This window comes from Sagittula marina (assembly GCF_014196795.1).
Taxonomy (GTDB): Bacteria; Pseudomonadota; Alphaproteobacteria; order Rhodobacterales; family Rhodobacteraceae; genus Sagittula; species Sagittula marina.
Genome location: NZ_JACIEJ010000003.1, coordinates 199,844 through 225,813 on the forward strand (window position 1 = coordinate 199,844; position 25,970 = coordinate 225,813).

Annotated in this window: 29 protein-coding genes; 13 read left to right on the forward strand and 16 right to left on the reverse strand. The window is 62.3% G+C overall.

Translation table 11 applies throughout. The features are described 5' to 3' along the window. Positions 1 to 117 precede the first annotated feature (117 nt). Positions 118 to 240 (forward strand): hypothetical protein, encoded by a 123-nt coding sequence (locus GGQ68_RS24565; protein ID WP_281374671.1) that lies wholly within the window; start codon positions 118 to 120, stop codon positions 238 to 240. 198 nt (positions 241 to 438) lie between these two features. Here the strand turns inward: GGQ68_RS24565 and GGQ68_RS07125 are convergent, their stop codons facing one another. After that, positions 439 to 891: an iron-sulfur cluster assembly scaffold protein gene (locus GGQ68_RS07125; protein WP_183964421.1), complete on the reverse strand. Its 453-nt coding sequence runs from the start codon at positions 889 to 891 to the stop codon at positions 439 to 441. A 74-nt stretch (positions 892 to 965) separates the two neighbouring features. On the opposite strand from GGQ68_RS07125, the gene hisI reads away from it, so the two are divergent. Next, complete coding sequence (gene hisI / locus GGQ68_RS07130; protein ID WP_183964423.1) at positions 966 to 1,325, forward strand: phosphoribosyl-AMP cyclohydrolase; 360 nt, start codon at positions 966 to 968, stop codon at positions 1,323 to 1,325. A 21-nt stretch (positions 1,326 to 1,346) separates the two neighbouring features. Here the strand turns inward: hisI and gluQRS are convergent, their stop codons facing one another. The 4 genes from gluQRS to GGQ68_RS07150 all read right to left on the reverse strand — a co-directional run bounded on the left by gluQRS (position 1,347) and on the right by GGQ68_RS07150 (position 4,667). Further along, a complete protein-coding gene (gene gluQRS, locus GGQ68_RS07135; protein WP_183964425.1) occupies positions 1,347 to 2,207 on the reverse strand; it encodes a tRNA glutamyl-Q(34) synthetase GluQRS in 861 nt (286 codons plus the stop codon). Between the two features lie 21 nt (positions 2,208 to 2,228). Further along, positions 2,229 to 2,438, reverse strand: a complete 210-nt coding sequence (locus GGQ68_RS07140) for a hypothetical protein (RefSeq protein WP_183964427.1) — start codon at positions 2,436 to 2,438, stop codon at positions 2,229 to 2,231. Next, the gene (gene trmFO, locus GGQ68_RS07145; RefSeq protein ID WP_183964429.1) at positions 2,435 to 3,787 is read right to left on the reverse strand and encodes a methylenetetrahydrofolate--tRNA-(uracil(54)-C(5))-methyltransferase (FADH(2)-oxidizing) TrmFO; all 1,353 of its coding nucleotides are present in this window, start codon (positions 3,785 to 3,787) and stop codon (positions 2,435 to 2,437) included. The genes GGQ68_RS07140 and trmFO overlap by 4 nt, the downstream gene beginning before the upstream one ends. A 97-nt stretch (positions 3,788 to 3,884) precedes the next feature. Beyond that, positions 3,885 to 4,667: an enoyl-CoA hydratase gene (locus GGQ68_RS07150; RefSeq protein ID WP_183964431.1), complete on the reverse strand. Its 783-nt coding sequence runs from the start codon at positions 4,665 to 4,667 to the stop codon at positions 3,885 to 3,887. A gap of 52 nt (positions 4,668 to 4,719) precedes the next feature. On the opposite strand from GGQ68_RS07150, the gene GGQ68_RS07155 reads away from it, so the two are divergent. Next, positions 4,720 to 5,151, forward strand: a complete 432-nt coding sequence (locus GGQ68_RS07155; RefSeq protein WP_183964433.1) for a PaaI family thioesterase — start codon at positions 4,720 to 4,722, stop codon at positions 5,149 to 5,151. 399 nt (positions 5,152 to 5,550) lie between these two features. Here the strand turns inward: GGQ68_RS07155 and GGQ68_RS07160 are convergent, their stop codons facing one another. Continuing rightward, on the reverse strand, positions 5,551 to 5,778 hold the full coding sequence (locus GGQ68_RS07160) for a DUF1127 domain-containing protein (RefSeq protein WP_183964435.1): 228 nt from the start codon (positions 5,776 to 5,778) through the stop codon (positions 5,551 to 5,553). Between the two features lie 94 nt (positions 5,779 to 5,872). On the opposite strand from GGQ68_RS07160, the gene GGQ68_RS07165 reads away from it, so the two are divergent. The 4 genes from GGQ68_RS07165 (at position 5,873) to GGQ68_RS07180 (ending at position 9,726) form a co-directional block, all read left to right on the forward strand. Further along, positions 5,873 to 7,276 carry an aminotransferase-like domain-containing protein gene (locus GGQ68_RS07165; protein ID WP_343055883.1) on the forward strand — a complete coding sequence of 468 codons (1,404 nt, stop codon included), beginning with the start codon at positions 5,873 to 5,875 and terminating at the stop codon, positions 7,274 to 7,276. 177 nt (positions 7,277 to 7,453) lie between these two features. Then, on the forward strand, positions 7,454 to 7,912 hold the full coding sequence (gene rplM, locus GGQ68_RS07170) for a 50S ribosomal protein L13 (RefSeq protein ID WP_183964437.1): 459 nt from the start codon (positions 7,454 to 7,456) through the stop codon (positions 7,910 to 7,912). Between the two features lie 2 nt (positions 7,913 to 7,914). Next, positions 7,915 to 8,409, forward strand: a complete 495-nt coding sequence (gene rpsI, locus GGQ68_RS07175) for a 30S ribosomal protein S9 (RefSeq protein ID WP_183964439.1) — start codon at positions 7,915 to 7,917, stop codon at positions 8,407 to 8,409. A 99-nt stretch (positions 8,410 to 8,508) separates the two neighbouring features. Then, entirely contained in the window at positions 8,509 to 9,726 is a 1,218-nt protein-coding gene (locus GGQ68_RS07180; protein ID WP_183964441.1) for a hypothetical protein, read from the forward strand. Here the strand turns inward: GGQ68_RS07180 and GGQ68_RS07185 are convergent. Beyond that, positions 9,707 to 10,837, reverse strand: a complete 1,131-nt coding sequence (locus tag GGQ68_RS07185) for a glycosyltransferase family 4 protein (RefSeq protein ID WP_183964443.1) — start codon at positions 10,835 to 10,837, stop codon at positions 9,707 to 9,709. The two genes, GGQ68_RS07180 and GGQ68_RS07185, sit on opposite strands and share 20 nt — an antisense overlap. A gap of 165 nt (positions 10,838 to 11,002) precedes the next feature. Between GGQ68_RS07185 and pseB the strand changes: the two genes are divergently transcribed. From pseB to pseI, 6 genes are read left to right on the forward strand one after another with little or no spacing between them, the layout of a single operon-like run. Further along, positions 11,003 to 12,001 carry a UDP-N-acetylglucosamine 4,6-dehydratase (inverting) gene (pseB, locus tag GGQ68_RS07190; RefSeq protein WP_183964451.1) on the forward strand — a complete coding sequence of 333 codons (999 nt, stop codon included), beginning with the start codon at positions 11,003 to 11,005 and terminating at the stop codon, positions 11,999 to 12,001. Continuing rightward, complete coding sequence (pseC, locus tag GGQ68_RS07195; RefSeq protein WP_183964460.1) at positions 12,001 to 13,149, forward strand: UDP-4-amino-4,6-dideoxy-N-acetyl-beta-L-altrosamine transaminase; 1,149 nt, start codon at positions 12,001 to 12,003, stop codon at positions 13,147 to 13,149. The genes pseB and pseC overlap by 1 nt, the downstream gene beginning before the upstream one ends. Further along, complete coding sequence (gene pseF / locus GGQ68_RS07200) at positions 13,146 to 13,835, forward strand: pseudaminic acid cytidylyltransferase (RefSeq protein WP_183964462.1); 690 nt, start codon at positions 13,146 to 13,148, stop codon at positions 13,833 to 13,835. The genes pseC and pseF overlap by 4 nt, the downstream gene beginning before the upstream one ends. A 4-nt stretch (positions 13,836 to 13,839) precedes the next feature. Continuing rightward, positions 13,840 to 14,994: a UDP-2,4-diacetamido-2,4,6-trideoxy-beta-L-altropyranose hydrolase gene (gene pseG / locus GGQ68_RS07205; protein ID WP_183964464.1), complete on the forward strand. Its 1,155-nt coding sequence runs from the start codon at positions 13,840 to 13,842 to the stop codon at positions 14,992 to 14,994. Continuing rightward, on the forward strand, positions 14,991 to 15,551 hold the full coding sequence (gene pseH, locus GGQ68_RS07210; RefSeq protein ID WP_183964466.1) for a UDP-4-amino-4,6-dideoxy-N-acetyl-beta-L-altrosamine N-acetyltransferase: 561 nt from the start codon (positions 14,991 to 14,993) through the stop codon (positions 15,549 to 15,551). The genes pseG and pseH overlap by 4 nt, the downstream gene beginning before the upstream one ends. Beyond that, on the forward strand, positions 15,548 to 16,603 hold the full coding sequence (gene pseI / locus GGQ68_RS07215; RefSeq protein WP_183964468.1) for a pseudaminic acid synthase: 1,056 nt from the start codon (positions 15,548 to 15,550) through the stop codon (positions 16,601 to 16,603). Before pseH ends, pseI begins: the two co-directional genes overlap by 4 nt. Before the next feature lie 14 nt (positions 16,604 to 16,617). On the opposite strand, the gene GGQ68_RS07220 is transcribed toward pseI, so the two are convergent. The 9 genes from GGQ68_RS07220 to GGQ68_RS07260 form a co-directional block, all read right to left on the reverse strand. Next, the gene (locus tag GGQ68_RS07220; protein WP_183964470.1) at positions 16,618 to 17,235 is read right to left on the reverse strand and encodes a TetR/AcrR family transcriptional regulator; all 618 of its coding nucleotides are present in this window, start codon (positions 17,233 to 17,235) and stop codon (positions 16,618 to 16,620) included. Between the two features lie 60 nt (positions 17,236 to 17,295). Further along, positions 17,296 to 18,171: a polyphosphate kinase 2 gene (gene ppk2, locus GGQ68_RS07225; protein ID WP_183964472.1), complete on the reverse strand. Its 876-nt coding sequence runs from the start codon at positions 18,169 to 18,171 to the stop codon at positions 17,296 to 17,298. Between the two features lie 60 nt (positions 18,172 to 18,231). Beyond that, positions 18,232 to 19,176 carry an alpha/beta fold hydrolase gene (locus GGQ68_RS07230; protein ID WP_183964474.1) on the reverse strand — a complete coding sequence of 315 codons (945 nt, stop codon included), beginning with the start codon at positions 19,174 to 19,176 and terminating at the stop codon, positions 18,232 to 18,234. A gap of 21 nt (positions 19,177 to 19,197) precedes the next feature. Further along, positions 19,198 to 20,118, reverse strand: a complete 921-nt coding sequence (locus GGQ68_RS07235; protein WP_183964476.1) for a homoserine O-succinyltransferase — start codon at positions 20,116 to 20,118, stop codon at positions 19,198 to 19,200. Between the two features lie 165 nt (positions 20,119 to 20,283). Next, entirely contained in the window at positions 20,284 to 20,448 is a 165-nt protein-coding gene (hemP, locus tag GGQ68_RS07240) for a hemin uptake protein HemP (RefSeq protein ID WP_183964954.1), read from the reverse strand. Positions 20,449 to 20,633: 185 nt separating this feature from the next. Next, the gene (locus tag GGQ68_RS07245; protein WP_183964478.1) at positions 20,634 to 21,491 is read right to left on the reverse strand and encodes an ATPase; all 858 of its coding nucleotides are present in this window, start codon (positions 21,489 to 21,491) and stop codon (positions 20,634 to 20,636) included. Between the two features lie 149 nt (positions 21,492 to 21,640). Continuing rightward, the gene (locus GGQ68_RS07250; protein ID WP_183964480.1) at positions 21,641 to 22,945 is read right to left on the reverse strand and encodes an OmpP1/FadL family transporter; all 1,305 of its coding nucleotides are present in this window, start codon (positions 22,943 to 22,945) and stop codon (positions 21,641 to 21,643) included. Positions 22,946 to 23,095: 150 nt separating this feature from the next. Next, positions 23,096 to 23,962: a DMT family transporter gene (locus GGQ68_RS07255; protein ID WP_183964482.1), complete on the reverse strand. Its 867-nt coding sequence runs from the start codon at positions 23,960 to 23,962 to the stop codon at positions 23,096 to 23,098. Positions 23,963 to 24,057: 95 nt separating this feature from the next. Further along, positions 24,058 to 25,926, reverse strand: coding sequence for a phosphatidylglycerol lysyltransferase domain-containing protein (locus tag GGQ68_RS07260; RefSeq protein WP_183964484.1), 1,869 nt, complete (start codon positions 25,924 to 25,926; stop codon positions 24,058 to 24,060). Positions 25,927 to 25,970 lie beyond the last annotated feature (44 nt).

Consider the following 25,970-nt stretch of genomic DNA (forward strand, 5'->3'; position numbering starts at 1 on the left):
CGCGGCGTGTTCTCCTGCGTGTTCTTCTGTTTTCACGAAATGTTCTCATTTAGTTCTTTACAGGTGATTAAGAACATGAGAACAAAGGGTCAACAAACGGAACATCGGAGTGACCCAATGCTCGATATCGTCAAAGCCACGCTACACCGCCAGCAAGGCCAACTATGGCAAGATGCGCTTGGTGGGGTCAGCCTCGTCGTGATCCTCTTTGGTGCGCTACATCTTCCGTCTGTCCTGTAACTTTCGACTTTCTGCCCGCGTGCAAGCGACCACCAGCACCATGCGCCTTGTCCCGGCGTCGGTGTTTGTCCCCCAGTCGGTTTCCTGCCTGTAACCGATCTTGGTGGTTTCTGACCGTCACGCACTTTTACCGCCGCCTCCTGTCCCGGAGTGCGGCGGTTTTTTTATGTAAACTTGATAGAAGGACCGCGAGGGCGCTTAGCCGGTCTGCGCGGTCCGTGCCTCGGCGGCGGCCTCCACAGCGGCGTCCAGCGCCAGCAGGATCGACGCATGGCGGTTCTTGTAGGCACTTGCCGGGCGCAGCACTTCCAGCCCCTCAAAGGGCGCAGGCGGGGTCGGGCCATCGGATTTCAGCATATCGCGCAGCGCGTCCCGAGCGGCTCCGATCTGTTCAGGGGTTTGGCCGACGATCGCACCGCCCACCACAGAGGCCGCAGCCTGACCCAAGGCACAGGCCTTGACGTCCTGCGCGTAGCCGCTGACTTTGCCATCACGCATGTTCAGATCCACGGTGACCGTAGATCCGCACAGCGGCGAACGTTTCTTCACCGAGGCATCGGGCGCATCGAGACGGCCCAGATGCGGGATGTCGGCGGCCAGCTCCAAAATGCGGCCAGAGTACAATTTGATCAGATCGGTTTCCGCAGTCATGCCTTGGGCTTTCGCTTCGGGAAGGTTCTAAATACATAGGCAGCCAATAGCGGCAAGCAAAAGGTTTTTCACCCATGTCCTTCGATCCTGCGACCTTGGTCTATGATGAGCGCGGCCTGATCCCCTGTATCGCCCAGGCAGAGGGCAGCGGAGAGGTGCTTATGATGGCCTGGATGAATATCGAAAGTGTTAACAAAACGCTTGAGACCCGTCGCGTAACTTATTGGTCTCGTTCACGTCAGGCGTTTTGGGTGAAAGGCGAAACCTCCGGTCACACGCAAGAGCTGGTGGATCTGCGGGTGGATTGCGACCGCGATTGCCTGCTCGCGGTGGTGCGTCAAGAAGGCCCAGCCTGTCACACGAACCGACGGTCGTGTTTTTACACGTCGGTCACCGAAGGGACCGAAGTCGAGATCATGGCACCCATGGAGTAGAATTCTTTTAACGCCAAAGGCTTACAGGCCGATCTTCTGCCTGATATCCCTCGGCGTCATTCCCTCGGCGCGATAGACTGCGATGGCCCGGGCGTCGTCTCGCTTTGCCAGGCGTTTACCGTGTTCATCGCGGATCAACACATGGTGATGATAGCGTGGCGTAGCCACCTCAAGCAGCGTTTGCAGCAGCACATGGATGCGCGTCGCGTCGAACAGGTCCGCGCCGCGCACCACATGCGTGATGCCTTGAGCGGCATCATCGACGACGACGGCAAGGTGATAGGCTGCACCCGCGTCACGCCGCGACAACACAACGTCGCCAACGTTGTTAATCATGGCGTTACGAGACAGTAGAATTTCTCCTGTCTCACCAGACAGCCCGGCACCGCCCTCGGTAAACGTCAGCGGGAGAGCCTCTCGCACGTGGTGCATGGCGGCGTCCATGTTCAGACGTAGCGTCTGGTCCTTGGGGCGCGGCCCTGCCAGCGGCCGGTCGGGGCGGCAGGTACCGGGATAGATCAGCCCATCGGGGCCTTCGCGCGGGGCGTCCTGCGGGGCGGACAAGGCCTCGCGAATGTCCCGGCGGGTGCACCCACACGGGTAAAGAAGCCCCATGTCCCAAAGCTGATCGAGCGCGGCGTCGTAGTCTGCCATGTGGTTGGATTCACGTCGGCAGGGTGTGGGCCAATGAAGCCCCAGCCAATGGAGATCGTCGTAAATCTGCTGCTCCCATTCAGGGCGCGCGCGCGACTGATCCAGATCGTCGATCCGCAGCAGGAAATTGCCCCCAGCCGCCTGCGCCATGCCAAACGCCAGAAGCGCCGAGTAGGCATGGCCCAGATGCAATGGGCCTGTGGGGCTGGGGGCAAATCTTGTTTTCATACAGTGCGTTGGGCGTCGATCTTAATCTCGATTTCCGTAGCGACGCGCGCGTCTCTCCTCACCGGCCTGATAGATCAAAATCCAGGCCAGCAGAATGAACATCGGGTGCGTCAACCCGCCGGAAAAGATGATCGCCGATATCCAGATGATAAAGACGACGATCGACAGGAAAATCCGTCCCAGCAACAAGATCGACAGCGGCGGAAGAAAGAGGGCAAGGACGTAATTCATGCAAGCTCCTTTTGCGTGGCCAGCCAGTCGGTCCAGCAGGCCTTTGCCCGATCAGTATAGGCCTTGTAGCGGTCTTTTCGACCACGACGGCCACCTTTCAGCCCATCCAGCGGACGGAACAGGCCGAAATTCACGTTCATCGGCTGGAACGTCTTGGCCTCCGCGCCGCCGGTGATGTGGTGGATCAGCGCGCCGTGCGCCGTGTCCTGAGGGACGGAGGCCAGAGGCTGCCCAAGGATCTCTGCCGCAGCCAGACGGCCCGCGACCAACCCCATGGAGGCGCTTTCCACGTAACCTTCGACACCCGTCACCTGTCCGGCAAAGCGGATGTTGGGCTTTGACCGCAGCCGCATCTGATCGTCCAGCAGCGTCGGCGAGTTCAGGAAGGTGTTGCGATGAATCCCGCCCAGTCGCGCGAAAGACGCATCTTCAAGCCCGGGAATCGTTTTGAAAACAGACGTTTGCGCGCCATACTTCATCTTCGTCTGGAAGCCGACGATGTTGAACAGCGTGCCAAGCGCATTGTCGCGGCGCAGCTGCACCACGGCGTAGGCTTTCGTCTCCGGGTCGTGCGGGTTGGTCAGCCCGACAGGTTTCATCGGCCCGTGGCGCAGCGTCTCGCGGCCACGTTCCGCCATGACCTCGATCGGCAGACACCCGTCGAAATACTTGGCGGTCTCGCCTTCGTGGAATTCGGTTTTGTCGGCGGCAAGCAGCGCGTCGATGAAGGCCTCGTACTGATCCTTTGTCATCGGACAGTTGATGTAGGCCTTCTGCTCTTCTTCCGTCTCGCCCTTGTCGTAGCGTGACTGCAGCCAAGCCACGTCCATATTGATCGTTTCGGCGTAGACGATGGGCGCAATCGCATCGAAAAAGGCAAGGCGGTCGGCACCGGTCTCTGCCTGAATGGCCGCGCCGAGCGCCTCTGACGTCAACGGGCCAGTGGCAAAGATCCAGTGCCCCTCGGATGGCAGCTCCGTGATCTCCTCATGGCTGACGGAGATGTTCGGATGCGCCGCGATCTTGGCCGTCACAGCGGCGGAAAATGCATCGCGATCCACGGCCAGCGCGCCGCCCGCGGGCAAGCGATGGGTATAGGCGGTGTCCATGATCAGCCCGCCGGCCTCGCGCATTTCCCAATGCAGCAGGCCCACGGCGTTCTGTTCATGGTCGTCCGACCGGAACGAGTTGGAGCAGACCATCTCACCCAGATCGCCGGTGCGATGGGCAAAGGTTTCGACCTTGGGGCGCATCTCGTGCAGGACGACCTGAATGCCAAGGTTTGCGGCCTGCCAGGCGGCCTCTGATCCGGCCATTCCGCCGCCGACGATGTGGAGTGTGTGTGTCATGAGCGGGATTTAGGCGATGCGAGGCGCCGTTCCAAGAGGGAAGTCATGCAGAACACGCCCGATTGGGGGCGCAGCCCGCGCCGCGCCCTTTACATCGTCACGCCCAATCCGGCGCGCGCTTTTCCAGAAACGCGGTGATGCCTTCATCCGTATCGCGCCAAAGCATGTTTTCCACCATGACATTGCCGGCATAGGCATAGGCTTCGTCCAGCCCCATGGTCATCTGCTCGTAAAACGCGGATTTGCCGATCTTGACGGCGGCCCCCAGCTTGGCCGCGACGGTTTCCGCCAGCGCGCGGGTCCGCGTCTCCAGGTCTTCCGGCGCCACGGCGTGGTTGATCAGCCCGTGAGCCAACGCCTCCTCCGACGATAGGAACTGTCCGGTTGTCAGCATCTCGAACGCTTTCTTGCGCGGGATATTGCGGCTCAGCGCGACCATCGGTGTCGAACAGAACAACCCGATGTTCACGCCGTTCACGCCAAAGCGCGTGCCCTCTGCCGCCACCGCCATGTCGCAGGACGCCACCATCTGACAGCCCGCCGCCGTGGCGATGCCATGCACCTGCGCAATGACAGGCTGGGGCAGGCGGGTCAGCCCGGTCATCACGCTGGCGCAGCGTGTGAACAGATCGGCATAATAGGCGCGGCCTTGGTCCTCGTGGTCGCGCGCCGCCTGCATCTGTTTCAGATCATGCCCGGCGCAAAACGCCTTTCCCGCGCCGGACAGGATCACCACGCGCGTTTCGCGATCCGCGTTCAGCGCGTCGATCTGCTCTTGCAGCGCGGCCAGCATCTCATCCGACAGCGCGTTGAGGTTGCCGGGGCTGTTCAGCCGCAGGTGTGCGATGCCGCCCGCGTCGTGACGTTCCAAAAGTGTCATCTTGTCCTCCCTTTGCAGGCGAGGTTAGCTGGCCCCAAACAGGGAGGAAAGCATGGAGATCATTATCGGCCGCGAAGAGATGTCGGCCTATCTCGAAGAGGTGTTCCCACAAGTCACCGGCATGTTCGGCATCGACCATATGGAGCCGGGGCTGGTGCGGATGCGGCTGCACAATGACGAACGACATCTCAGGCCGGGAGGCACGGTTTCTGGCCCGGCGATGTTCAGCCTTGCGGACGTGGCGGCCTACGTGGCCGTCATGATGCATGTGGGCGAGGAGGCACTGGCCGTCACCACGCACTGCAGCATCGATTTCATGCGCAAGCCGGTCTCAGGCGTGGATATCGTGGCGGAGGGGCGCGTGCTGAAGCTTGGGCGCGCCCTCGCTGTGATCGACGTGCTGCTCTACTCCGAGGGCAATGAGCAACCTGTCGCTCATGCGTCGCTCACCTATTCGATTCCACCGAAACGCGCGGAACGATAAGAGGCGGCTTCGGGTTCTCCCTTCAGATGACTTAACGCACTATGAAAGGGAGACCCAACATGTCCATTGCCAGCACATTGCGCCGCGCGGCAAACAGTTTTGCCCGGTCCAAATCACACAAACGCGCCGCACCCCGCGGTCGCCAAAGCACACAAAGCCAATTGGCCCGCATGGCCACACGGTTTCTGAAAAAGAAAACCTGATCTTGGTTTCAGATCGCTGAACGTGCCCCTTGTCGGGCGCGTTTTGCGTTGCATCAAGAGGATCCCGGCCCGGCCTTGAATTTGCGGCTATTCCGCGCCGCCTGAACCCGGCCTGACCAAAGCTGACCCAAGGTCCTGCGAGCTGTACCGAAACCGTCCCGGACCCCTGGGTGATCCGAGACGGTCGGGCAGGGTGTCAGCCTTCCCAGAATGGGCGGCGTATTTCCTGCCGCGCCTGATCCGGCGTTACGCCGATATCACGCAACAGATGGTCGTCGAGCCCTGACAGATCGTTTCGGGTACGACGCAGGACATCCCATTTCGCAACCAGAACAGCAATCCGCAGCGCCACGATGCTCACCGCCGGAAGCGGGGCGTGGGAAACGAGGTAGCTCAGATCTTTGCGTGCGATCATGTGTGCCATGGGAATGTCCTTTTTTAATTGTATTGACACATTTTGCCATTTTGTGGCAACAATGTTGGTACATAATATGAATGTACTGGTCGAGGAAAACATTGTGCTCGATACAATTCAAACCGGCTTTGCAGCGCACGCGGATGGCCCGAAATACCGCGCGGTTTGTCACGCTTTGCGTGACGCGGTGGAGCAGGGCGCTCTCCAGGTCGGCGATCGTTTGCCGCCGGTGCGGGAACTGGCGTGGCAGCTCCGTATCACCCCCGGGACCGTGGCCCGCGCCTATACGATCCTCACCGATGAAGGGCTGCTGAGGGCTGAGGTCGGGCGCGGCACATTCGTGGCGGACCGCAGTACGGTGGAAACCGAGTACGCCAATGTGCCCTTGGTGAAATACCTACCCCAAGCCTCTGATATCACGAACCTATATTACTCTCGTCCGCCGGATGTGGGGCAGGTGGCCTTGTTGCAGGACGCCATGCGCTGTCTTGGCCAACTCCCCGCGCAAGCCTTGTTGGAATACCCCAGTTCCGAACGCTTCGGCCCGACGCGCGCCGCCGCCTTGCGCTGGATGGCAGATGCCGTCCTTGGCCCCGCGACGGAGACCGATGTGGTCTTGTCCCACGGCGGCCAGTCCGGCGTGATGATGGTCATGCAGACCGTGTTGCGCGGTCCCGCGCCGGTAGTTTTGGTCGAGGAACTCTCTTACCCCGGTTTTCGCCGTGCAGCGGAATTGGCACGCGCCAAAGTCGTCACTGTACCAATGGATGCGCAAGGGTTGATTCCCGAAGCCTTGGATGAATTGGTACAAAAGCACGATGCGCAGCTGCTTTGTACCAGTGCCGAGGTGCACAATCCCACCAGCATCTTCACCCCGCAATCCCGGCGCGAAGCCATTGCCAACGTGGCCGCCAAGCGTGGCCTCGCCGTGATGGAGGACGATTGTTACCGTCTCGCGCCATCGCGCGCGCCCACCTATCGTGCGCTTTTGCCGGATCTGGGCTGGTACGTTTCGTCGATTTCCAAAACCCTTGCCCCTTCGCTGCGCGTTGGCTTCGTGGTTGCGCCGCAATCGCAGGCCGCAGCGCTGCGCCGCACGGCGGAACACGGGTTCTTCGGCCTCGCGGTGCCGCTGGCCATGCTGACAGCCGATTTGCTCACGCGGCCCGAGACCGTGCAAACCGTCGAGCGGCTGCGCGAAGAAACCGCGCGCTACGTGCGTTGCGCGGTCAATCTGCTGGGCGGGTTTGACGTGTCCTATAGCGAGGACGTCCCGTTCCTCTGGCTGAAACTGCCGGAGCGCTGGCGCGTCGGGGCGTTCGTTCAAGCGGCAGAGGCGGCTGGCATCACGCTGCGCGGCGCCGAACACTTTGTCCCGCGCGATGGCATTGTGCCACAGGCGGTGCGCATCTCCGTGAACGCGCATATACCGCTTGAGGACTTCGAACGCGCCATCCTGCGCATCCGGCACCTGCTGGACACACCGCCAGAGGGCCTGGCGGTGTGATCTGGTCGAGTCTGCGAAAAGCGTGGGGTATTTAGATACCTTAATTTTAACTACCTGATTTTGCTTGTTTAATTACGACTTTTCGATATTGACTGGGGCGCTGGCACGTTTATAACCCGCCCATCGGATTTCGGACTGGGGGAGACCCCGGCTCATCTCAATAAAACGGACGATATCATGAAAACCTTCTCTGCAACTCCGGCAGATATCGACAAGAAGTGGATCGTGGTCGACGCTGAAGGCGTTGTCCTCGGTCGCCTCGCGTCGATCATCGCCACCCGCCTGCGCGGCAAGCACAAGCCTTCCTTCACCCCCCACATGGACATGGGCGACAACGTGATCGTTGTGAACGCCGACAAGATCCAGCTGACGGGCAAGAAGCGCCAGGAAAACTTCTACTGGCACACCGGCCACCCGGGCGGCATCAAATCCCGCACCAAGGAACAGATCCTCGAGGGTGCACACCCGGAGCGTGTCGTGTTCCAGGCGGTCAAGCGTATGCTGCCGGGCAACAAGCTCGCGCGTAAGCAGATGACAAACCTGCGTATCTTCGCTGGCGCCGAACACGGTATGGAGGCGCAGAAGCCCGAAGTGCTCGACGTCAAGGCAATCAACAAGAAAAACACGCGGGTGTAATGATGGCTGATCAGATCTCTTCTCTGGACGAACTCGCCCAGGCCGTGACCGACGACATCGGCGGCGTTCAAGGTGTTGAAGAAGCACCGCGTGAGCCGGTTCGCGACGAACTGGGCCGCTCCTACGCAACCGGCAAGCGTAAAGACGCTGTCGCACGCGTCTGGATCAAGCCGGGCTCCGGCAAGGTCGTGGTGAACGGCAAGGACCAGGACAAGTACTTTGCACGTCCGGTGCTTCAGCTGATCCTGCGTCAGCCGATGCAGATTGCTGGCGTCGAAGGTGAATTCGACGTTTACGCAACGGTCAAGGGCGGTGGTCTCACCGGTCAGGCCGGCGCGGTCAAGCACGGCATCTCCAAGGCGCTGCAGCTGTACAACCCGGAGCTGCGTGCAGCTCTGAAAGCGGCTGGCTTCCTGACCCGTGACTCCCGCGTTGTGGAACGTAAGAAGTTCGGTAAGCGCAAAGCGCGTCGTTCCTTCCAGTTCTCCAAGCGTTAATTCGCGACATCTGTCGAACAATCGGGCGGTCCATCGCGGACCGCCCTTTTTCTTTGGTACGTTCGCCGCAACGGCATATCCTAAGCTGATCGGGTGCCCATGAAAGATCGTCCAAAACCGCAGCAATCCCGCCGAGCCGGTCTGATCTTGCGTGCCTTGCGTGAATACAGGCGGCGGGTCGGGCGCGGCGTGACCTCCGGTCCCGCGCCTCGGTTGGGCGTTCGGGGCAGCATGCGCGTCATCCGGGGCGCGTGGGCGTTGACCTTCGTGTCCTCATTGAATTTCGAATCCTTTTGCGCATCGAACAAAAGCTTGGTGATGCTCGATACGGTGTCGCCGCAAAGCAAAGCGGCGGGGATCGTTTCCACACTGGAACAGGCGGGCCTGCCGCGCGAGGCGATTGCCCAACCCGGGCGCCTGTCGGCCTTTCGGCGGCTCGGTATCAAGTGTCGTGCCGTCGCCTTGGCGTTCCGGGCCGAGCCTTGGCGCCGCCGTCTGCAGGTGAACGACCTGGTGCTGGTGGTCGCCAGCCTGCTGCATGCGGAACGATTTTCCGGTCTTTCGACGATGACCGTGCATATCGGGGATCGCTCGCCGCGCCGTATTGCGCTGGCGACCGGCGCGGCGCTGGCGGGTCGCCCGACACTGTATTGGCAGAATGGCTTCCACGATACGGCCATACCGGACCTCGGATACCAAGAGGCCGCGATATTCAACGCAGAGGCGGAAGCGGCGCTGGCAGGACGGGCCACCCGCCTGTGGGCAATCGAGTCCGGCCGGACCGCGGATCTGCGCGTGCCCGCCCGGATCGAGCGGTTGGGGGTGGCGACAAATGCCTTTGTCGGCACCGAAATCGACACCATGCGCAGCCGGATCGACCAGCTGTTTCCCAACGCCCGTGTTGCGCTTCGCCTACATCCGCGTGTGTCCAGCTTTGATGCGGGGCGTGTGCCGGACTGGGACGTCCGCCCGCGCGCGGAGAGCCTCGGCGACTTTGCCATGGGCTGTGATGTGGTTATTTGCGGGAACACCGCCGCGCAGATCGAAATCCTGAAGGCGGGCACACCCGTCATTCATTCTGCCGGGCTCGATCCGCATGGCTTCGATTTGTACGGATACGCGGCGCGTGGCATCAGCTTTGGTTTGGAGCATTGGTCCGAGGGAGACGTCCTGAAAGACCTGACCAGATTTTACCGGGCAGACGGGTGGAACCAGAGGTTGCTGACAGAAATTGGCGGCCCCTCGGAAAATGTGCCGCCCCTGCGCGATCTCGTTGGCCGTCTTCTGGAGCGCCCCGCTAGTGGCCGCCTGACGTGACCCGGTCATAGACCGCGCGCATCCGGGCGACGTGTGCCTCTGTTGAAAACCGCGCGATTGCGGCCCGCTGTGCCTCTTCCGCCAAGCTGGTGGCCACCTGTCGCTGGGTCAAAACCCGCTCCACAGCTTGCGCCATACGCTCTGCATCGTCGGGGGGCACCAGGATGCCGGTCTTGCCGGTCTCGATGATCTCCGTATGACCACCGTCCGCGCTGGCGACCACAGGCGTGCCAAGCATCTGTGCCTCTACCAGCGTGCGCCCGAAGGCCTCTTTGACAGCGGGGGCGACCAGCACATCTGATCCCGCGATCCAGGGGCTCACCGGGTGACGCGTCCCGGTGAGGTGAAAGTGCGCCTCAAGGCCATCCACCTGCCGCACCGCTGCAACCACCTCTGACGTCATCTCGCGGGACGCGGCGCCGATCATCAGGAAATGCAGCGTATCATGGCCCATCGCCTTCAGACGCCGGGCGACATCCACAAAGATCAACGGGCGCTTGCGTGGGGCGAGGTTGGCGACGCAGCACACAAAACGTGCGTCCACAGGCAGGCCCAATTGCTGACAAATGTAGTGGCGCGCGGTCTCTGGATCCGTCTGGATGGGCGCGGCAAATGGATTGTAGACCACCTCCGCCTTGGCACGCATATCAGCGGGAAACCCGCGGGCAATGTAGTCGGAAACCGCGATAACGGCGCTGGCGCGCACGGCGGCGCGGGCGTGTTTGGATGCCTTGGCCGGGGTGCGCTGATGCCAGACATGCGGCAAGCCCATCGCGCGGGCCGCCGGTCCCCAGGTCATGTGCATCCGCATATCCTGCGTGTGGACAAGGCCAATGTCATGCGTGCGCAGAAACCCGGCCAGCGGCGCGCGTGACATCAGCCGCCTGAGCCCGCGTTTCACGGTGCTGCCTTCGATGTAGCGCACGGCGGGCGCCGCGATCCAGTCGATGCCTTCCTCCCGGAGATAATCGCACAGCGGGCCGTCTTCGTGCAGGGCGACGACGGGGGTATAGCGTTCGCGCGGCAGGCTTTGTGCCAGGATAAGCGAAGAAATATGGCTGCCGCCAACGCTGGTCCCGGTGTAGGGGAACAGGACTTTAATCGGGTTCATACAGGCTCCGGTCTCTGGAGTGTCACGGTAGCCGAGCCCTCCGGGGCGTGCAACGGGCCGGGCGGCGCATCATCTGGCCAAAGACTGGCGGCAGTGATATTGCACCGGAAAGGGCGGCCATCGCATGCCGCCTGTGCAAAAAAATCCGGAGCATTTGACCCCGCCATGTTCGACAACAAAACCATTCTCGTGACCGGTGGCACTGGCTCTTTCGGCCATGCTTTCCTGTCGATGACCCTCGCGCGGTACAATCCCAAGAAGGTCATCATCTATTCGCGTGACGAGATGAAGCAGTGGAACATGGCGAAGCTCTTTGGCGATGATCCGCGTGTTCGCTTCTTTATCGGCGATGTGCGCGATCGTGACCGCCTGTACCGCGCCTTCGACGGGGTGGATTACGTGGTGCACGCCGCCGCAACCAAGATCGTGCCCACGGCGGAATACAACCCCTTCGAATGCATCAAGACCAACGTCAACGGCGCGATGAACGTCATCGACGCGGCCATCGACAAGGGCGTGACAGGCGTCGTTGCGCTGTCGACGGACAAAGCCTCCAGCCCGATCAACCTGTATGGCGCCTCGAAGCTGGCCTCTGACAAGCTGTTCGTCGCGGGCAATTCCTACGCCGGTGGCCACAAGACGGCCTTTTCCGTGGTGCGCTACGGCAACGTGATGGGGTCGCGGGGCTCGGTCATCCCGTTTTTCATGTCGATCAGGGACAAGGGCGTCCTGCCGATCACCGATCCGCGCATGACCCGCTTCATGATCTCGCTCGACGAGGGGGTGGAGCTGGTCTGGCACGCCTTCGCCGACATGGTCGGTGGCGAAATCTACGTCAAGAAGATCCCCTCCATGAAGGTCACCGACATTGCCCGTGTGGTGGCCCCGGAGTGCAAGACAGAGATCGTCGGCATCCGTCCCGGTGAGAAAATCCACGAACAGATGGTCGGGACCGAGGATGCGCCCTTTACCTTCGAATACGCCGAACACTTCAAGATCCTGCCGAACCTGAACGATTGGTTCAACGACAGCGCCCGGATCAAGGACGGGGTGAAGGTTGCCGACGATTTTGTCTACTCCAGCGACAGCAACGCGGACTGGATGACGGATGAGGCGCTTTCGGCCTGGATCGAGGGCAACCGCAGCAAGATCGGAGCCATCTGATGATTCCCTACGGGCGGCAAGATATCTCGGAGGAGGATCGTGCAGCCGTTGACGCGGTGCTGCGGTCCGATTTCCTGACGCAAGGGCCTGCGGTGCCTCGGTTCGAGGAGGCGCTCGCCGCCCGCGTCGGTGCCTCCCACGCGGTCGCGGTGAATTCGGCGACCTCTGCCTTGCACATGGCGGTGGCCGCACTTGGGTTGGGGCAGGGCGATCTGCTCTGGACGACCCCGATCACCTTTGTCGCCTCCGCGAACTGCGGGCGCTACTGCGGTGCGGATGTGGATTTCGTCGACATCGACCCCGAGACCTTCAACATGTGTGCCGATGCGCTCGAAGCCAAACTGGCAATTGCCGAGGCCGCCGGACGCCTGCCCAAGGTCATCGTGCCCGTGCATATGTGTGGCCAGTCGCCGGACATGATCCGCATCGGCGCGTTGGCCCGACGTTACGGCGTCCGCGTTGTCGAAGACGCAAGCCACGCCATCGGGGCAGATTATGACGGCAAACCGGTCGGGGACTGCGCCCATTCCGACGTGACGGTCTTCAGCTTTCATCCGGTCAAGATCATCACCACCGCCGAAGGTGGGCTGGCAACGACAAACGACCCCGCACTCGCGGAGCGCATGGCGCTGCTGCGCAGCCACGGCATCACCCGTGACGACGCGCTGATGACCGAGCCGTCTCACGGTCCGTGGTATTACCAGCAGATCGACCTTGGCTGGAATTACCGCATGACGGAAATGCAGGCCGCACTTGGCCTCAGCCAGCTGTCGCGGCTGGACCCGTTCGTGGCGCGTCGCAGGGCGCTGGCGGATCGTTACGACAATGCCCTACAAGAGATGCCGCTGTCGATCCCGGGGCGTGACCCAAAGGCCGACAGCGCCTGGCACCTCTACGTCATCCGGTTGCACGACAAGACGCGCCATCGCGCGGTCTTTGAACGGCTTCGCGACGCCGGGATCGGCGTGAACCTGCACTATATCCCGGTTCACCTTCAGCCCTATTACAAGGCGTTTGGCTTCGCGGAAGGCGACTTCCCGCAGTCCGAGGATTACTATGCGCGCGCCATTTCCATCCCGCTTTATGCCGGTCTGAGCGATGCCATGCAGGACGAGGTGATCGCCGCGCTCACCGAGGCGCTGTCTTGACGCTTTGCGTGATCCCGGCGCGGGGCGGCTCCAAACGCATCCCGCGCAAGAACATCCGCCCGTTCCTCGGGCGTCCGATGATCGCATGGTCCATCGCGGCGGCGCAGGAGGCCGGTGTCTTTGATCGTATCGTTGTCAGCACGGACGACCCGGAGATCGCAGACTGCGCGCGGGCCGAGGGGGCAGAGGTGCCCTTTGTGCGCGCGGCAGAGTTGTCCGATGACACCACGCCAACCGTTCCTGTCATTGCCGATGCCATCGCACAGGTGTCCGTGCCCCCGGATACGCCGGTCTGCTGCCTCTATGCCACCGCGCCGTTCGTAACCGCGGCGGCGCTGAAGGACGGCCTGTCGCTGCTCAACGACGAGCACGCCCGCAGCGTGGTGTCCGTGACGAGTTACCCCTTCCCGATCCAGCGCGCGCTGAGCCGCGATGACGACGGGCGCATCGCCATGGTCGATCCTGGCCTCATGCAGACCCGCAGCCAGGACCTGCCGGAGCGGTGGCACGATGCCGGGCAATTCTACTGGGCAAGCGCCGGGGTCTGGGCCTCTGGCGGGGGAATGTTCGACACCGGGGCCCATGGCCTTGTCCTGCCGCGCCACCGGGTTCAGGACATCGACACCGAGGAAGACTGGCAGCGCGCCGAGTTCATGATGCAGGCCTTGCAGGCCGCCGAGGGCTGACCGCATGAGCGCCGCGCCCCCCTCGTATGATGCCCCTCAGATCGTGATCCGCGCCGATGCCTCCCGCGACATCGGCACCGGCCACGTGATGCGATGCCTGACGCTGGCCGAACAATTGCGCCGCACAGGCTACGCGGTGCACTTTGTGTCACGCGATTTGCCGGGCCATCTGGGCGCACGCATCCAGGCGGAGGGGTTCAAGCTGAGGCTGCTGCCCGCGCCGACCGAGACCGTGTTGGCCCCCGACGGCCCGGCCCACGCGGTCTGGGCCGGCGTGCCCTGGCAGGTGGACGCCGATCAGACCCGCGCCGTGATGGAGGCCACGTCGCCCGCATGGCTGATCGTCGACCATTACGCCTTTGATGCGCGCTGGCAGAAAGCGACGCTTACGCAAGGCACCCGGTTGATGGTCTGGGACGATCTGGCGGATCGCCCGCACGCCTGCGATTTGCTGCTCGACCAGAACCTCGGACGCACGGCAGATGCCTACGCCGGCTTGGTCCCCGAGGGCTGCCGTATCCTCGCCGGACCGCAGTTCGCCGTGTTGCGCCCTGAATTCGCCGTCGCCCGCCCGCAGGCGCTTGAGGCCCGAACGGGGCGTGATCTGCGGCGTATCACGGTCTCCATGGGCGGTGTCGACCTGCCCAACGCCACCGGACAGGTGCTGTCGGTTCTGGCACAGACCCGCGCCGCACACGACCTTGAGATCGAAGTCATTCTGGGCAGCCGTGCGCCCGCCATCGACGCCGTGCGCGCGCAGGCAGAGGCGATGCCGCAAACCGTCGAGGTTGCCGTGGATGTCACCGACATGGCCGTACGCATGGCGCGAGCTGATCTCGCCATCGGCGCGGTCGGCGGCACCACGTGGGAACGCTGCACGCTCGGACTGCCCAGCCTGCTGCTTACCATCGCGGAAAACCAGCGTCCTGCGGCGCAAAAGATCCACGATGCCGGCGCGGCTCATCTGCTTGGCGATATCTCCGACCCGGACTGGGGCGCAGAGTTGGCGCGCTGGTTGGCGGCATCGGACAGGGCCGCGCGGATGCGCGTCATGGCCGACACTTGCGCGCGGCTCTACGATGGGTCTGGCGTGGGGCGCGTGGTGGCCGCGCTCTCCGGCAGCTCTGACATCGCTCTCAACACGGAACAGCAGCCATGACATCAAGCGACATTTTCGGCGTTCTGCGACCCGCAACAGAGGCGGACCTGGGCCACATGCGCGCCTGGCGCAATCACCCTGCCGTGCGGGCGATGATGTATACGCAGCACGAGATTTCCGCCGACGAACACGCATCATGGTGGGCGCGCACTCAAACCGACGAAAGCGCGCAGTATCTGATTTATGAACGCGACGGCCGATCGATTGGCGTGGTGGGCGTGACGCAGATCGACCGCCGCAACGGCACGGCAAACTGGGCGTTCTACGCGGATCCCGATGCCCCGCGCGGCAGCGGCTCCTGCATGGAATATCTCGCGCTCACCTATGTGTTCGAGACGCTCGGCCTGCGGAAACTGAACTGCGAGGTGTTGGGCCGGAACAGTCGCGTGCTGCGGATGCACCTGCGCTTTGGCTTTGCCGAAGAAGGGGTGTTTCGCGATCACGTGCTGATTGACGGGCTGGCCGAAACCGTGCATCGGCTGGCCATATTTGCCGAGGACTGGGCGAAAATTTCGTCACAGCAGGCGGCAGGACTAAGGGAGCGGACAGGACAATGACGCAGGATCTGACACTTTCCATCGACGGTCGCAAGATCGGCCCGACCCATCCGCCTTATGTCATCGCCGAGATGTCCGCCAACCATAACGGTGATCTCGATCAGGCGCTGCGGTTGATCGACGCGGCGAAAGACAGCGGCGCGGATGCCGTCAAACTTCAGACCTACCGTGCGGATACGATCACGCTCGACAGCGACGCCCCGGAGTTTCGCATCAAAGGCGGTCTTTGGGATGGCCGCAGGCTCTACGATCTCTACGAAGAGGCCCACACCCCTTGGGAGTGGCACGCGCCGCTGTTCGAACACGCGCGCAGCATCGGGTTGACGATCTTCTCCTCGCCCTTCGATCATACCGCCGTCGAGCTGCTCGAAGGGCTCGACGCACCCGCCTACAAGATCGCCAGCTTCGAGGCCGTCGATCTGCCGCTGATCCGCCGCGTCGCGCAGACCGGGAAACCGATGATCATCTCGACCGGGATGGCCAATCTGGAGGAAATCCACGAGGCGGTGGCAGCCGCACGCGGGGCAGGGTGCGAGCAGATCGTTGTCCTGCAATGCGTGTCCGGCTATCCGGCGCCCGCATCGGATTACAATCTGCGCACAATGCCGGACATGCAACGCGAACTCGGGCTGCCGGTCGGCCTGTCGGATCATACGCTGGACAACACCACGGCCATCGCCAGCGTGGTGCTCGGTGGCTGCGTCATCGAAAAGCACTTTACCCTTGATCGCAACGGCGGCGGGCCGGACGACAGCTTTTCGCTCGAACCGGCAGAGTTCAAGGCCCTCAGCACCGCGGCGCGCACCGCTTGGGAAGCCTTGGGGACGGTGGACTATGGCCAAAAATCTTCCGAGATGGGCAATGTCACCTTCCGGCGCTCATTGTACTTCGTCAAAGACCTTGCCGCCGGGGAGGTTATCACGCCGGACGCGGTGCGCAGTGTGCGGCCGGGTTTCGGCGCAGCGCCAAAGCATCTGGACAATATCCTCGGGCGGCGCGTGCGTCAGGCGGTTGCGGCAAAGACCCCGGTCAGCCTGGACAACCTCGACTGACAGCTCCTGCCGGGCTACGCATCCGGTGGGATCAGACCAAGTCCGCGCAGATACACCCCAATCCCGCTTTCCAGCAGATCCTCTGGTGGAAACGGCGATTGGGTGCCGGGGGAATTGCGCGCAAACAGCTCCACCACGCCGTGCGACATGGCCCAGATATGCGCGGAAAACATCGATGCCGGCGGGCGTTTGTCCTCGGGGATATGTTCGGACAGACGCTTGGCGGCCTCTTCCATGACACCGCGCGCGCGGGCGGAGATCTGCGCCAGCTCCGGCGAGTGGTTCACCGAAATCCCGCTTTCGAACATGGCGATGTAATGGCCCGGATACCTGCGCGCAAAGGCCAGATAGGCCCGCCCGCAGGACTCGAACGCCGCCAGATCAGAGGGCTTGCCCGCGTTGTAAGCGTATTCCAGGACATCCGCGAAGATCTCGTAGCCCTGCCGCGCGGCTTCTGAAATCAGGTCTTCGCGCCCGCCGAAATGCCGGTAGACCGCCGCAGGCGTGACCCCGGCCTGCTTGGCCGCCTCCGAGAGGGTAAAGCCCGTCGGACCTTTTTCCTCGATCAGTTTCAGCGCGGCCTCGACAAGCGCCTGGCGCAGATTTCCGTGATGATAGCCACGTTTGGGCATAGGGGGCACAGGTCTCCTTTCGCAGGGACATAGCCTGCACAAGCGGTCGGCGAAAGAGGCTCAGGCGTCCCAGATATCCGGCCCGCCGGTGATCGACGCGTCGGGATGGCCGGTTGTCTGCGCGTCCTTGCGGTCATAATCCAGATGGGTCAGCACATGGCGAATGGCCGCCAGGCGCGCGCGTTTCTTGTCATCCGACCGGATCACCGTCCAGGGCGCGGCGGCGGTATGGGTGCGGGTCAGCGTCTCTTGTATGGCCGCGGAATAGGCATCCCAGCGTTTCAGCCCCTCCACATCAATCCAGCTCAGCTTCCATTGCTTCAACGGATCGCTTTCGCGTTTCAGGAACCGGCGCAGCTGTTCGGCACGCCCGACGTTGAGCCAGAACTTGAACACATGGATACCCTCATCCACCAACATGCGTTCAAAAGCAGGTGCCTGGGCAAAGAAATGTTCCCGCTGCGCATTGCTGCAAAAGCCAAAGACATGCTCCACCACGCCGCGATTGTACCAGGAGCGGTCAAAGAACACGATCTCTCCGGCGGCGGGGAGGTGGTCGATGTAGCGCTGGAAGTACCACTGCGTTGCCTCGCGGTCGGTGGGTTTTGGCAGCGCCACCACACGCGCGCCACGCGGGTTGAGGTTCATGCGAAACCGTTTGATCGTGCCGCCTTTGCCCGCCGCATCGCGCCCCTCGAAAACGATGGCGATGCGATGCCCATGCTGCTTGGCCCAGGCTTGGACTTTCACCAATTCGATCTGGAGCGCCTCCATCTCCGTCTCGTAGGCCTTGCGCGACATCTCCGTGTCATACGGGTAGGCGCTGCTGAGGATGTCGTCCTTACCAGCGTCCTCGATGGCCGTGCGCACGTCTTTTGGCGCATCATTTTCGGCATATTCGGTAATGGCACCGTCGAATGGCAGATCTTGTGGCATGGTCATCGTCCCCTGTCTTGTCCCGACTATGGCCGGGGCGGGCGCGCTTGGCAAATCGCCTTAGCTCCGCACCGCGCGACGATGCGCCCGATGAACGGCTTCGACGACTGCGCCTTCACGGGCGTGATGCGGCATGTGGCCGATCCCCTCGAGCACGGTCAGATGTGCATTGGGACGTTTCGTAGCCAAAGGCTCCGAGTGGATGTGCAGCGGCACAGTATCGTCGGCGTTGCCGTGGATCAGTTCAATGGGCATGGCCAGCGCACTGTAGCGCTGCGCCTGCGCTGATATCTGATCCAGCAGACCGGCGCGGTGCAACGCGTTGGCGCGCAAAGCGCCGGGCCGGATCGTCAAGTCCGCCCCGATGTGCGCGTCATATCCCGGCGGCATATCTTGCGGGTTGAACACTCCGGCAATGGCCTTCTTGATATAACCTTTCGGCACCCATGCCGCCTCGAACGGGATGGCCATTGGCCCCAGAACCCGGTGAGAATTTATCCGGTACAGCCAAGACATGCCCCCATCCCAGGGGTGCGACGGGCTGGCGACCAGCACCAGCGCCGACAGCGTTTCGGGGAATTCCACCGCCCAAGCCAAGGCCACCGACCCGCCGTAAGACTGCCCCATGACCACCGGCTGCGCCAATCCCAACGCCCGCGACGCTTTCATCAGCAACGTCGCCTGTTCCACGAGGGTCTCGCCGCCCTCATGCAGACTGTCGGTATAGCCCATGCCCGGGCGGTCAAAGGCCGTGACGCGGTAGTCCTGCGCCAGCCGATCCATCAGCGAAAACGTCATGTCGCGCAGATTGCCGGACATGCCGTGGATCAGCACCACGTCTGGCCCTTTGCCCCGTGTCACGTAATGCACGCGGGTGCCGTCAACCTCGACAAACCGGCCCTCAGGTGGAAAAGCCGCTTCCGCGGCGCGGGTCCGCTGCGTTGCGCGCAGATGGCTCAGACCCCAGGCCGCCACCGCACCGCCAAGCACATAGAGCCCCAACATCTCAGCCCCCAAAGCGCCGCATTACGTGCCGATAGCCTGCATATCGAAATGCGTGGTTTGATAGATATGGTTGATCCAGTTGCCATACAGCAAATGCGCGTGGCTGCGCCAGGCGTTGCGCGGCGTCTTGCTGGGGTCATTGTCGGGATAATAATTTGCCGGCACGTTGATCGGTTTGCCCGCCGCCACATCGCGGTCGTACTCTTCCTTCAATGTGCCGTTGTCATATTCCAGATGGTTGAAGACATAAAGCGCACGATGCGCCGGGTCCTCGACCAGACCGGGGCCGGTTTCGTCGCTGTCGATCAGGATCGGCAGACCAGCAGCCCGAAGCTCGTCACGGTGCAATTCTGTCCAGCGCGACACGGGCATCACGAACCGGTCCGAGAACCCCCGCAGATAAGGCGAGGGGGCGTCCTGCGCCGTGTGCCAGATCGCGCCAAAAGCTTTCTCGTCCAGCAGGTGCTTCTGAATGCGGTGGAAATGGTACAGCATCGCCATGCCGCCCCAGCAGACACCAAAGGTCGAATGCACATGGGTCTGCGTCCAGTCAAAGACCTGGGTCAGCTCTTCCCAATAGGTCACATCCTCGAAGGGAATCTGCTCGATCGGGGCGCCGGTGATGATCAGCCCGTCGAATTTGTCCCCGCTGGCCAACACCTCGGCGAAGGAGCGGTAAAACGCCTCCATATGCTCGGCGGCGGTGTTGCGGGTCTGATGCTCCGTCATGCGGATCAGCTGGAAATCGATCTGCAGGGGCGTCGCGCCGATAAGCCGGGCAAACTGGTTCTCGGTCTTGATCTTCATGGGCATCAGGTTCAGCAACCCGATGCGCAGGGGCCGGATATCCTGCGTTGCCGCCTGTTCCTCGGACATGACCATGACGCCCTCGCGGGTGAGCACATCAAAGGCAGGCAAGTCCGAAGGCAGGCGGATAGGCATGGTAAAATCCTGTGGCTGTTGTCGGCGTGACAGATAGGGCAACAGCGCCGCTCTCACAAGGGTCGCAACGGTTTGCGCTCTGACACTTCACAGGAATAGTTCAAGCTGGGTAAAGCGCGTGTAAAGCCGCGCCAAAGCGTGCTTTGACCCTCGCTGCTGCCTGCTTCACTTGGTCAGGATCAGCTTCCCGGCGCGGGTGATCCGCAAGGTGTAGACCTGGCCGTTCAGATCGATCTCGGCCTTTGTACCTTCGGGGATCAGGGCCTGTGCGTCATAGCGCGGCGTGGCATCGGCATAGGCCAAGGAGGAGCTATCTATCTGGAAGGACATGGGCTTTTTCTCTCGTTCATCTGTCATGAAGCGGGCCATCCGCAAAGCTTGTATCGTCAGCCTATGGTTCACGAGTATTTTTGTCAAGTTTACTTACCCGTGTTTTTCCGCCCGTAAATTCAGCGATGACATCGCAAAAGGCCACGCGCAGAACGCATGGCCTTCGTGAACAGTCTGGAGGTTGTTCAGGCGGGCAGGGCCTCGGCAATCAGCCGTTCGAAATCATCCGCCGTTTTGACCTCTGCCACATCCGCGGCATCCAGCGTGATGCCCCAGTTGTTGGCCATGTCTTCGTAAATCGGCTGCCGGTGCGCCAAAGCCTGCGCATAGGTCCAGCGGATAAAGGCATCCGGGTCGACCTCGGTCTCCGTCAAACCGCTTTCCGCCAAGTAGCGCGCCCAACCATTGGCCAAGAAATCCGGACGGTAGGCCATCGGCTTCGGCGCGCGATCAAACCGGCGGACCAGTTCCTCGGTATGCGCCTCAGAGCCGCGGATCCACACCATCAGCGCCACCGACGACAGCGCAGTCAGAATAGGGTCCGTCGGGTCAGCCGGGTCCACCCATTCACAAATCGACCCGCCGGTGTCGCAGACGAAATGCGGATAGCCATAAAGGTCGTCGGCCCGGTCGATGAAATAGCTGGTGTCCAGCAGCGCCTGCCGCTCCGCCCGTTCAAATTGTGACTGGCGCAGAGTGTAGTCGCCCATGCTCATGCCGCCACGGGCCGGATCGCCGGGCTTGCCCAGATAGGTGGACACCGGCGACAGGTTATCAAAGGTGATGTTGGAGCCGATATAGATCGAATCCGTCATCAAAAGGTCCCGCAGGAACGGGTTTTTCATCGCTTCACGCTTGGCATTGTCCGCGATGTATTCGCCCATGTACCGCGTGCCGATGCGATAATCGATCGAGTAGTGAAACCAGCCCCCGGCGTCGCGCAGCATCTTGGACACATGGGTTTTGCCCAGACCAGACATGGCAAACAGCACGACGCGCTTGTGCGGGGCCTTCAGCCAGTCAGCAGCAGTGGGGTAAAGCATAGGCTGTCTCATCGTCTTGTGATCCGGAGCGCAGGGTTACGCGCCGTGCGCCGTCGCGTCAAATGGCGTTTGGCGCGGGGATCTTGCACGCATGAAAAAGGCCGCCCGGAATCTCTCCGCGCGGCCAGATAAAGCGATCTTCGATACGATCAGAAATTCATATCCAGCTTGAAGCCGATGCCAACGACGTGGTTGTCGGTCATTTCAGCCTGCGCGACGCCACCAACTTCTGCCTTCGCATCGCCCAGAACAGAGTAGTTGATCCCGCCGGAGATGTTCAGCGGGCCATCGGTCCAACGCCCGCCCAGCGAAATCCCCTTCAAACCATTGGTCGGCCCAAGCGGGGAGACAAGATCGTCACCTTCCGGCTCGTAGCTGAACGTCAGCGACCCGGCCAGTTTGTCCGAGAACTGCCGCGCCACGCCCAGCGTGTAGCGGTTGCTGTCATCCAGATTCACCAGATCGGAACCCAGTGCGGTGGGCACCAGGTCCACGGCCGAAAAATCGGTCCAGCGCCATGTGGCCGTAAGCAGTGTGCCCGCTGCGATCCCGGTCTGGGCTTCCAGGTTAAAACTCTGCGGCGTGACGAAATCGACTTCGTCATTCACCGTCACCAGGCTGCCAGCCACCGGGCTGTAAATGGTCTCGGTCGTGTCGGCCTTGTGCTTGGTTTCAAAATGGTAGGTGCCGGAGATACGCATCGCGATGTCGGGGATCTCGTAGGCCGCGCCGATCAAGTAATGCGGCTGCGTCGACTTATCCATTTTGAAGTTGTAGCCGCCGTTCGCAAGAAACTGACCGGCATTTGCCTGCACGCTTGCGCCGATATTTCCAAGATCGGTGGCGAGGTTGCCCGTCGATGTCGGCAGGGCCAGTATCGTCGGCGCCAAGGCACCCGCCGCCGCTGGATCGCCCTGCAAAGCCGCGCCGAGCGTTCCCGCGTCTACGCCGATTGCGCGCGCGGTTCCGGCCAGATTGATCGCGGTCGCATAGCCGACGCCATTCAGGGCGACAGTGGCGTCAAGCCGTTCCGCCGATACACCACCAAAGACGCTGAAACGATCGCTGAACTTGTAACGCGCCACACCCGTCAGCGCGACGGAATTGAAGTCCGCGCTCGTGCCGCCAAGGCGTGTGGTGAACGGGCTGGAGTCATAGCTGATATCCGCGCCATACGGATTGTCGATAATCAGCGCAAAGCTCGCTTTATCGTTGATATCATAGGTGTAGCTGACACCGAATTGGCCATAATCCTCGGCCACGCTGTCGTAAGAGCCGCCGCCGGCGATATCCTCGCCGCTGACCTCGGGCATGACGATGCCGTAGCTCAGGGTCGTTGTGCCGCCCGGCGAAAAGATCGCCGCGACGCTCTGACCGGATCGGTCCAGACCGGCGGCCATGGCTGTTGTGGCGCTGAGGGCCAGCACGGTGGCCCCTGTCGTGAAAGTTTTCATGGTGTTGTCCCTCATCCCTGAAATCAGGAAGTCTCCGGGGATCAGCCTAGACGCGAGACAGTAGTCCAATCAATTTTGACGGTACGTCACTGTATTGTGAATCTTTGTGAGTCACGTTTATGTAACAGTAAATTATGCGTAAAAATCGGTTTACGCGCGGCGCGCACGGGTCTCGTATCTGATGTTTGCGTAATTCGCCGCAAATATCACCGCCGCGCCGAGCAGAACCAGCGGGTCCAGCGGTTCCTGGTACAAGATGATTCCAACCAAGGCGATCACCGGAAGCCGGGCAAAATCAATCGGCATCACAACCGTGGCCGGCGCCAGGCTGAGCGCTGTCGTCAAACAGAAATGCGCCACCAGCCCCGCAAAAGCGATCAGCGCGACCCAGGGCCAGCTTTCGGCGGCAGGCAAGGCGATATCCCCGTCGATCCCGGCACAGATCAGACCAAAGGTTGCCTGCGTCACCGTGAGCCAGAACAGGATGCAGGTGATGGTTTCGGTCCGGGTCAGCAGCCGGGTAAAGACCGCCGATCCCGCAAATCCGATTGCGGCCAGCGCCGCGGTCAGTTGCCCGAACTCCAGCGTGTCGGGGGAGGGGCGCGTGACAATCAGAATGCCGATGAACCCCACGACCGCTGCAAGGATCCGGTTCTTCGTCAGCCGCTCGCCAAGGATCAGCGCGCCCATCAGCATCACCCAGAAGGGAGACGTGAATTCCAGCGCAAAAACCTGTGCCAGCGGCAGTACGGTGATCGAATAGAACCATAGGTTCTGCCCGGAAAAGTGAAACAGATTGCGCACGACTTGCAGGTGCATTGACCGGGTGGTGATCTGCTGTCTGGTCCGTGCAAGCGAGGCTGCGACAACAACGAGCACCACGCCGATAAGCGACCGATACAACATGATTTCAAACGTATCGAGGTCGATGCTGACCGCGCGTCCGGCAATGGCCATAGTCGTAAAAGAGGCGATAGCCCCTGTCATCCAGAGGCATCCGCGCAGTGTATCGTTCATTGTCGGCTCGTTCGCATGAGTGTTGCGCGCATCTGGTCAGAGCCGGGTCTGAATGTCCACCGCTTGTGCGACAAGCTGCCCCTTTTTTCAGTCCCTTAGCCGGCTCTGCGCAGGTCATGCTGCGCGACATCCTCGGGCGTGGGTCCCAACAGCGGCGTGACGAGAGCGTCCAGATCCCAGATATCCTGCTGGCTGCGCGGCAGCGGCGCCGGGGTGAGGATGCCCTGACGGATGTCCGCCGCGCATATCGCCAGCGCCAGCGCGTTGGGGGCGCCGATATACAGGGACCGCCAGCGGGGCGCAAAGCTGGTCTTGAAGCGGGCCAGTCCGGCACAATCCGCGATCCGCTTGGGCAGCGACGGGTGGGGCAGGGCCGCAAGGCTCACCTCGGCCAACCCTTCGGCACGTGCATGGTCGATCACCGTCTGGATCAGCCCGTGCATGGTGCCTTGCGGCAGGTCCGCCATGTGTCGCAGCACATCCAGCGACAGGGCATCTCCCGCCTGCAACCAGCTTGTGAACGCCACCAGTTCCCCATTCAGCCACGCGCCGAACATTGGTTTGTCGCGCAGGAACAGCGGGCAGAACCGCCCCATGGTCAGACCACGCTCCGCACCGTGAAAATCTTCCCAAGCGGTGTGAATCTCTGTCATGCGCTCCCAGTCGGGCGTGGTGATCGGGCCATAGGTCACGCCTTCCTTTTCAGCTTTGCGCAGGAAGCGGCGCAACTGACGGTGCTCTGGCCCGTCCAGCGCATGGCGGGCCGGATCAATCACCGCTTCCACCGCAAAGGGCACCACATGCCAACCCGCGCGCCGGGCCTCCGCCGCATCGCGGGCGGCGAGCTTATACAGGCAGGCCAAGCGGTTTTCCGATCGCGCGACACGGCGCAGCTCTGGCAGCAGCGCGGACAGGCGGCCTTCGGTCGCGCCAAGGAACAGCGTCAGCGCCTGCGGTGTGCGCAGCGCAACCCCCTCGGCGGACAGTGTCGCGATGGCCGCATGGTCGTTCTGCGCGGCAATTCCGATCTCCGCGCGCGCGCCGGTCAGCTTGGCGTCGAGCGGCGGCAATTGACGATGACTGTGGGCGGGCATCAGCAGGGCCCAAGCCGCACCCGTCACACAAGGGATCGCGTAATAGATGACGCGAAAGGCAATCAGCGCTGCCGCCAACTCGGGCGAGGCCGCCCCGGGCATCACGGTGATCAACGCCAGCTCGAACGGGCCGACGCCACCGGGTGTGCCGCCAATCATCCCCGCGCCAAGCGCCAGCGTGAAGGCCGCGATCAACACCGAAAGGCTGGGCGCGATCTCCGCCGGCAGCAGGACATGCAGCGCGGTCCCGGCAAAGATCACGTCCACGGCCGCCAGCGCGGTCAGCGTCAGAAAGGCGGACACCGAAGGGAGGTCAAACCGCCGCCCCAGCACCACAAGGCGCGGCGTCCGCAGCAACAGCCCGCAGAGTGCGGTCAGCCCCAGCGGGAACAACAGCAGCGACAGCCAGCCGACGCCGGACACCACGGGCAACGCCACGCTGATGGCGATCAGCCCCCAGGCCGCAAAAAAGCTCAGCGTGACAAAGCCGGTGATCTTCAGAACCGTCGCGTGACCGAGGCTTGGCATCATGCGCCACCGCAGCGCCGCGCCCACCGCCGGGCCGAAACCGGTGGTCTGCCCGACCGCGATAGCTGCGGCGCCCGCATTGCGCGCCACGCGGGAATCCACGCCCGTGCGCAGATGTCGATGCGCCACCACGTCGTATTGCGCCACCGCCCAGAAGCTCGCGGCAGAGGCCAGCGCCGCCACGCCCCACGCCAGCATCGAAATATCGCTGAACGCGGCCTTCACAGCCAGCCAGTCAAGCGTCTGCGCCTTTTGCCAAAGAAGCAGCAGCAAGAGGCCACCGGCAACCGTGGGAAGGGTGCGTCGCGCGAAATCTGACGCCTGGGCGATGTGTTGGTTCAAGGCACCTGCTCCAATGTCTCAGCTTCTATCCTGAGCGTCGGAGG

Bases quoted from the DNA above. Each gene is read 5' to 3' on its own strand.
- rpsI (WP_183964439.1), top strand. From the start codon at position 7,915: ATGGCTGATCAGATCTCTTCTCTGGACGAACTCGCCCAGGCCGTGACC.
- pseG (WP_183964464.1), top strand. From the start codon at position 13,840: ATGAGCGCCGCGCCCCCCTCGTATGATGCCCCTCAGATCGTGATCCGC.
- pseB (WP_183964451.1), top strand. From the start codon at position 11,003: ATGTTCGACAACAAAACCATTCTCGTGACCGGTGGCACTGGCTCTTTC.
- hisI (WP_183964423.1), top strand. From the start codon at position 966: ATGTCCTTCGATCCTGCGACCTTGGTCTATGATGAGCGCGGCCTGATC.
- GGQ68_RS07180 (WP_183964441.1), top strand. From the start codon at position 8,509: ATGAAAGATCGTCCAAAACCGCAGCAATCCCGCCGAGCCGGTCTGATC.
- pseI (WP_183964468.1), top strand. From the start codon at position 15,548: ATGACGCAGGATCTGACACTTTCCATCGACGGTCGCAAGATCGGCCCG.
- rplM (WP_183964437.1), top strand. From the start codon at position 7,454: ATGAAAACCTTCTCTGCAACTCCGGCAGATATCGACAAGAAGTGGATC.
- hemP (WP_183964954.1), bottom strand. From the start codon at position 20,448: ATGTCCTTCCAGATAGATAGCTCCTCCTTGGCCTATGCCGATGCCACG.
- pseH (WP_183964466.1), top strand. From the start codon at position 14,991: ATGACATCAAGCGACATTTTCGGCGTTCTGCGACCCGCAACAGAGGCG.
- GGQ68_RS07125 (WP_183964421.1), bottom strand. From the start codon at position 891: ATGACTGCGGAAACCGATCTGATCAAATTGTACTCTGGCCGCATTTTG.
- GGQ68_RS07220 (WP_183964470.1), bottom strand. From the start codon at position 17,235: ATGCCCAAACGTGGCTATCATCACGGAAATCTGCGCCAGGCGCTTGTC.
- ppk2 (WP_183964472.1), bottom strand. From the start codon at position 18,171: ATGCCACAAGATCTGCCATTCGACGGTGCCATTACCGAATATGCCGAA.
- gluQRS (WP_183964425.1), bottom strand. From the start codon at position 2,207: ATGAAAACAAGATTTGCCCCCAGCCCCACAGGCCCATTGCATCTGGGC.
- trmFO (WP_183964429.1), bottom strand. From the start codon at position 3,787: ATGACACACACACTCCACATCGTCGGCGGCGGAATGGCCGGATCAGAG.
- GGQ68_RS07250 (WP_183964480.1), bottom strand. From the start codon at position 22,945: ATGAAAACTTTCACGACAGGGGCCACCGTGCTGGCCCTCAGCGCCACA.
- GGQ68_RS07255 (WP_183964482.1), bottom strand. From the start codon at position 23,962: ATGAACGATACACTGCGCGGATGCCTCTGGATGACAGGGGCTATCGCC.
- GGQ68_RS07230 (WP_183964474.1), bottom strand. From the start codon at position 19,176: ATGTTGGGGCTCTATGTGCTTGGCGGTGCGGTGGCGGCCTGGGGTCTG.
- GGQ68_RS24565 (WP_281374671.1), top strand. From the start codon at position 118: ATGCTCGATATCGTCAAAGCCACGCTACACCGCCAGCAAGGCCAACTA.
- GGQ68_RS07155 (WP_183964433.1), top strand. From the start codon at position 4,720: ATGGAGATCATTATCGGCCGCGAAGAGATGTCGGCCTATCTCGAAGAG.
- GGQ68_RS07185 (WP_183964443.1), bottom strand. From the start codon at position 10,837: ATGAACCCGATTAAAGTCCTGTTCCCCTACACCGGGACCAGCGTTGGC.
- pseC (WP_183964460.1), top strand. From the start codon at position 12,001: ATGATTCCCTACGGGCGGCAAGATATCTCGGAGGAGGATCGTGCAGCC.
- GGQ68_RS07245 (WP_183964478.1), bottom strand. From the start codon at position 21,491: ATGCTTTACCCCACTGCTGCTGACTGGCTGAAGGCCCCGCACAAGCGC.
- GGQ68_RS07150 (WP_183964431.1), bottom strand. From the start codon at position 4,667: ATGACACTTTTGGAACGTCACGACGCGGGCGGCATCGCACACCTGCGG.
- GGQ68_RS07235 (WP_183964476.1), bottom strand. From the start codon at position 20,118: ATGCCTATCCGCCTGCCTTCGGACTTGCCTGCCTTTGATGTGCTCACC.
- GGQ68_RS07140 (WP_183964427.1), bottom strand. From the start codon at position 2,438: ATGAATTACGTCCTTGCCCTCTTTCTTCCGCCGCTGTCGATCTTGTTG.
- GGQ68_RS07160 (WP_183964435.1), bottom strand. From the start codon at position 5,778: ATGGCACACATGATCGCACGCAAAGATCTGAGCTACCTCGTTTCCCAC.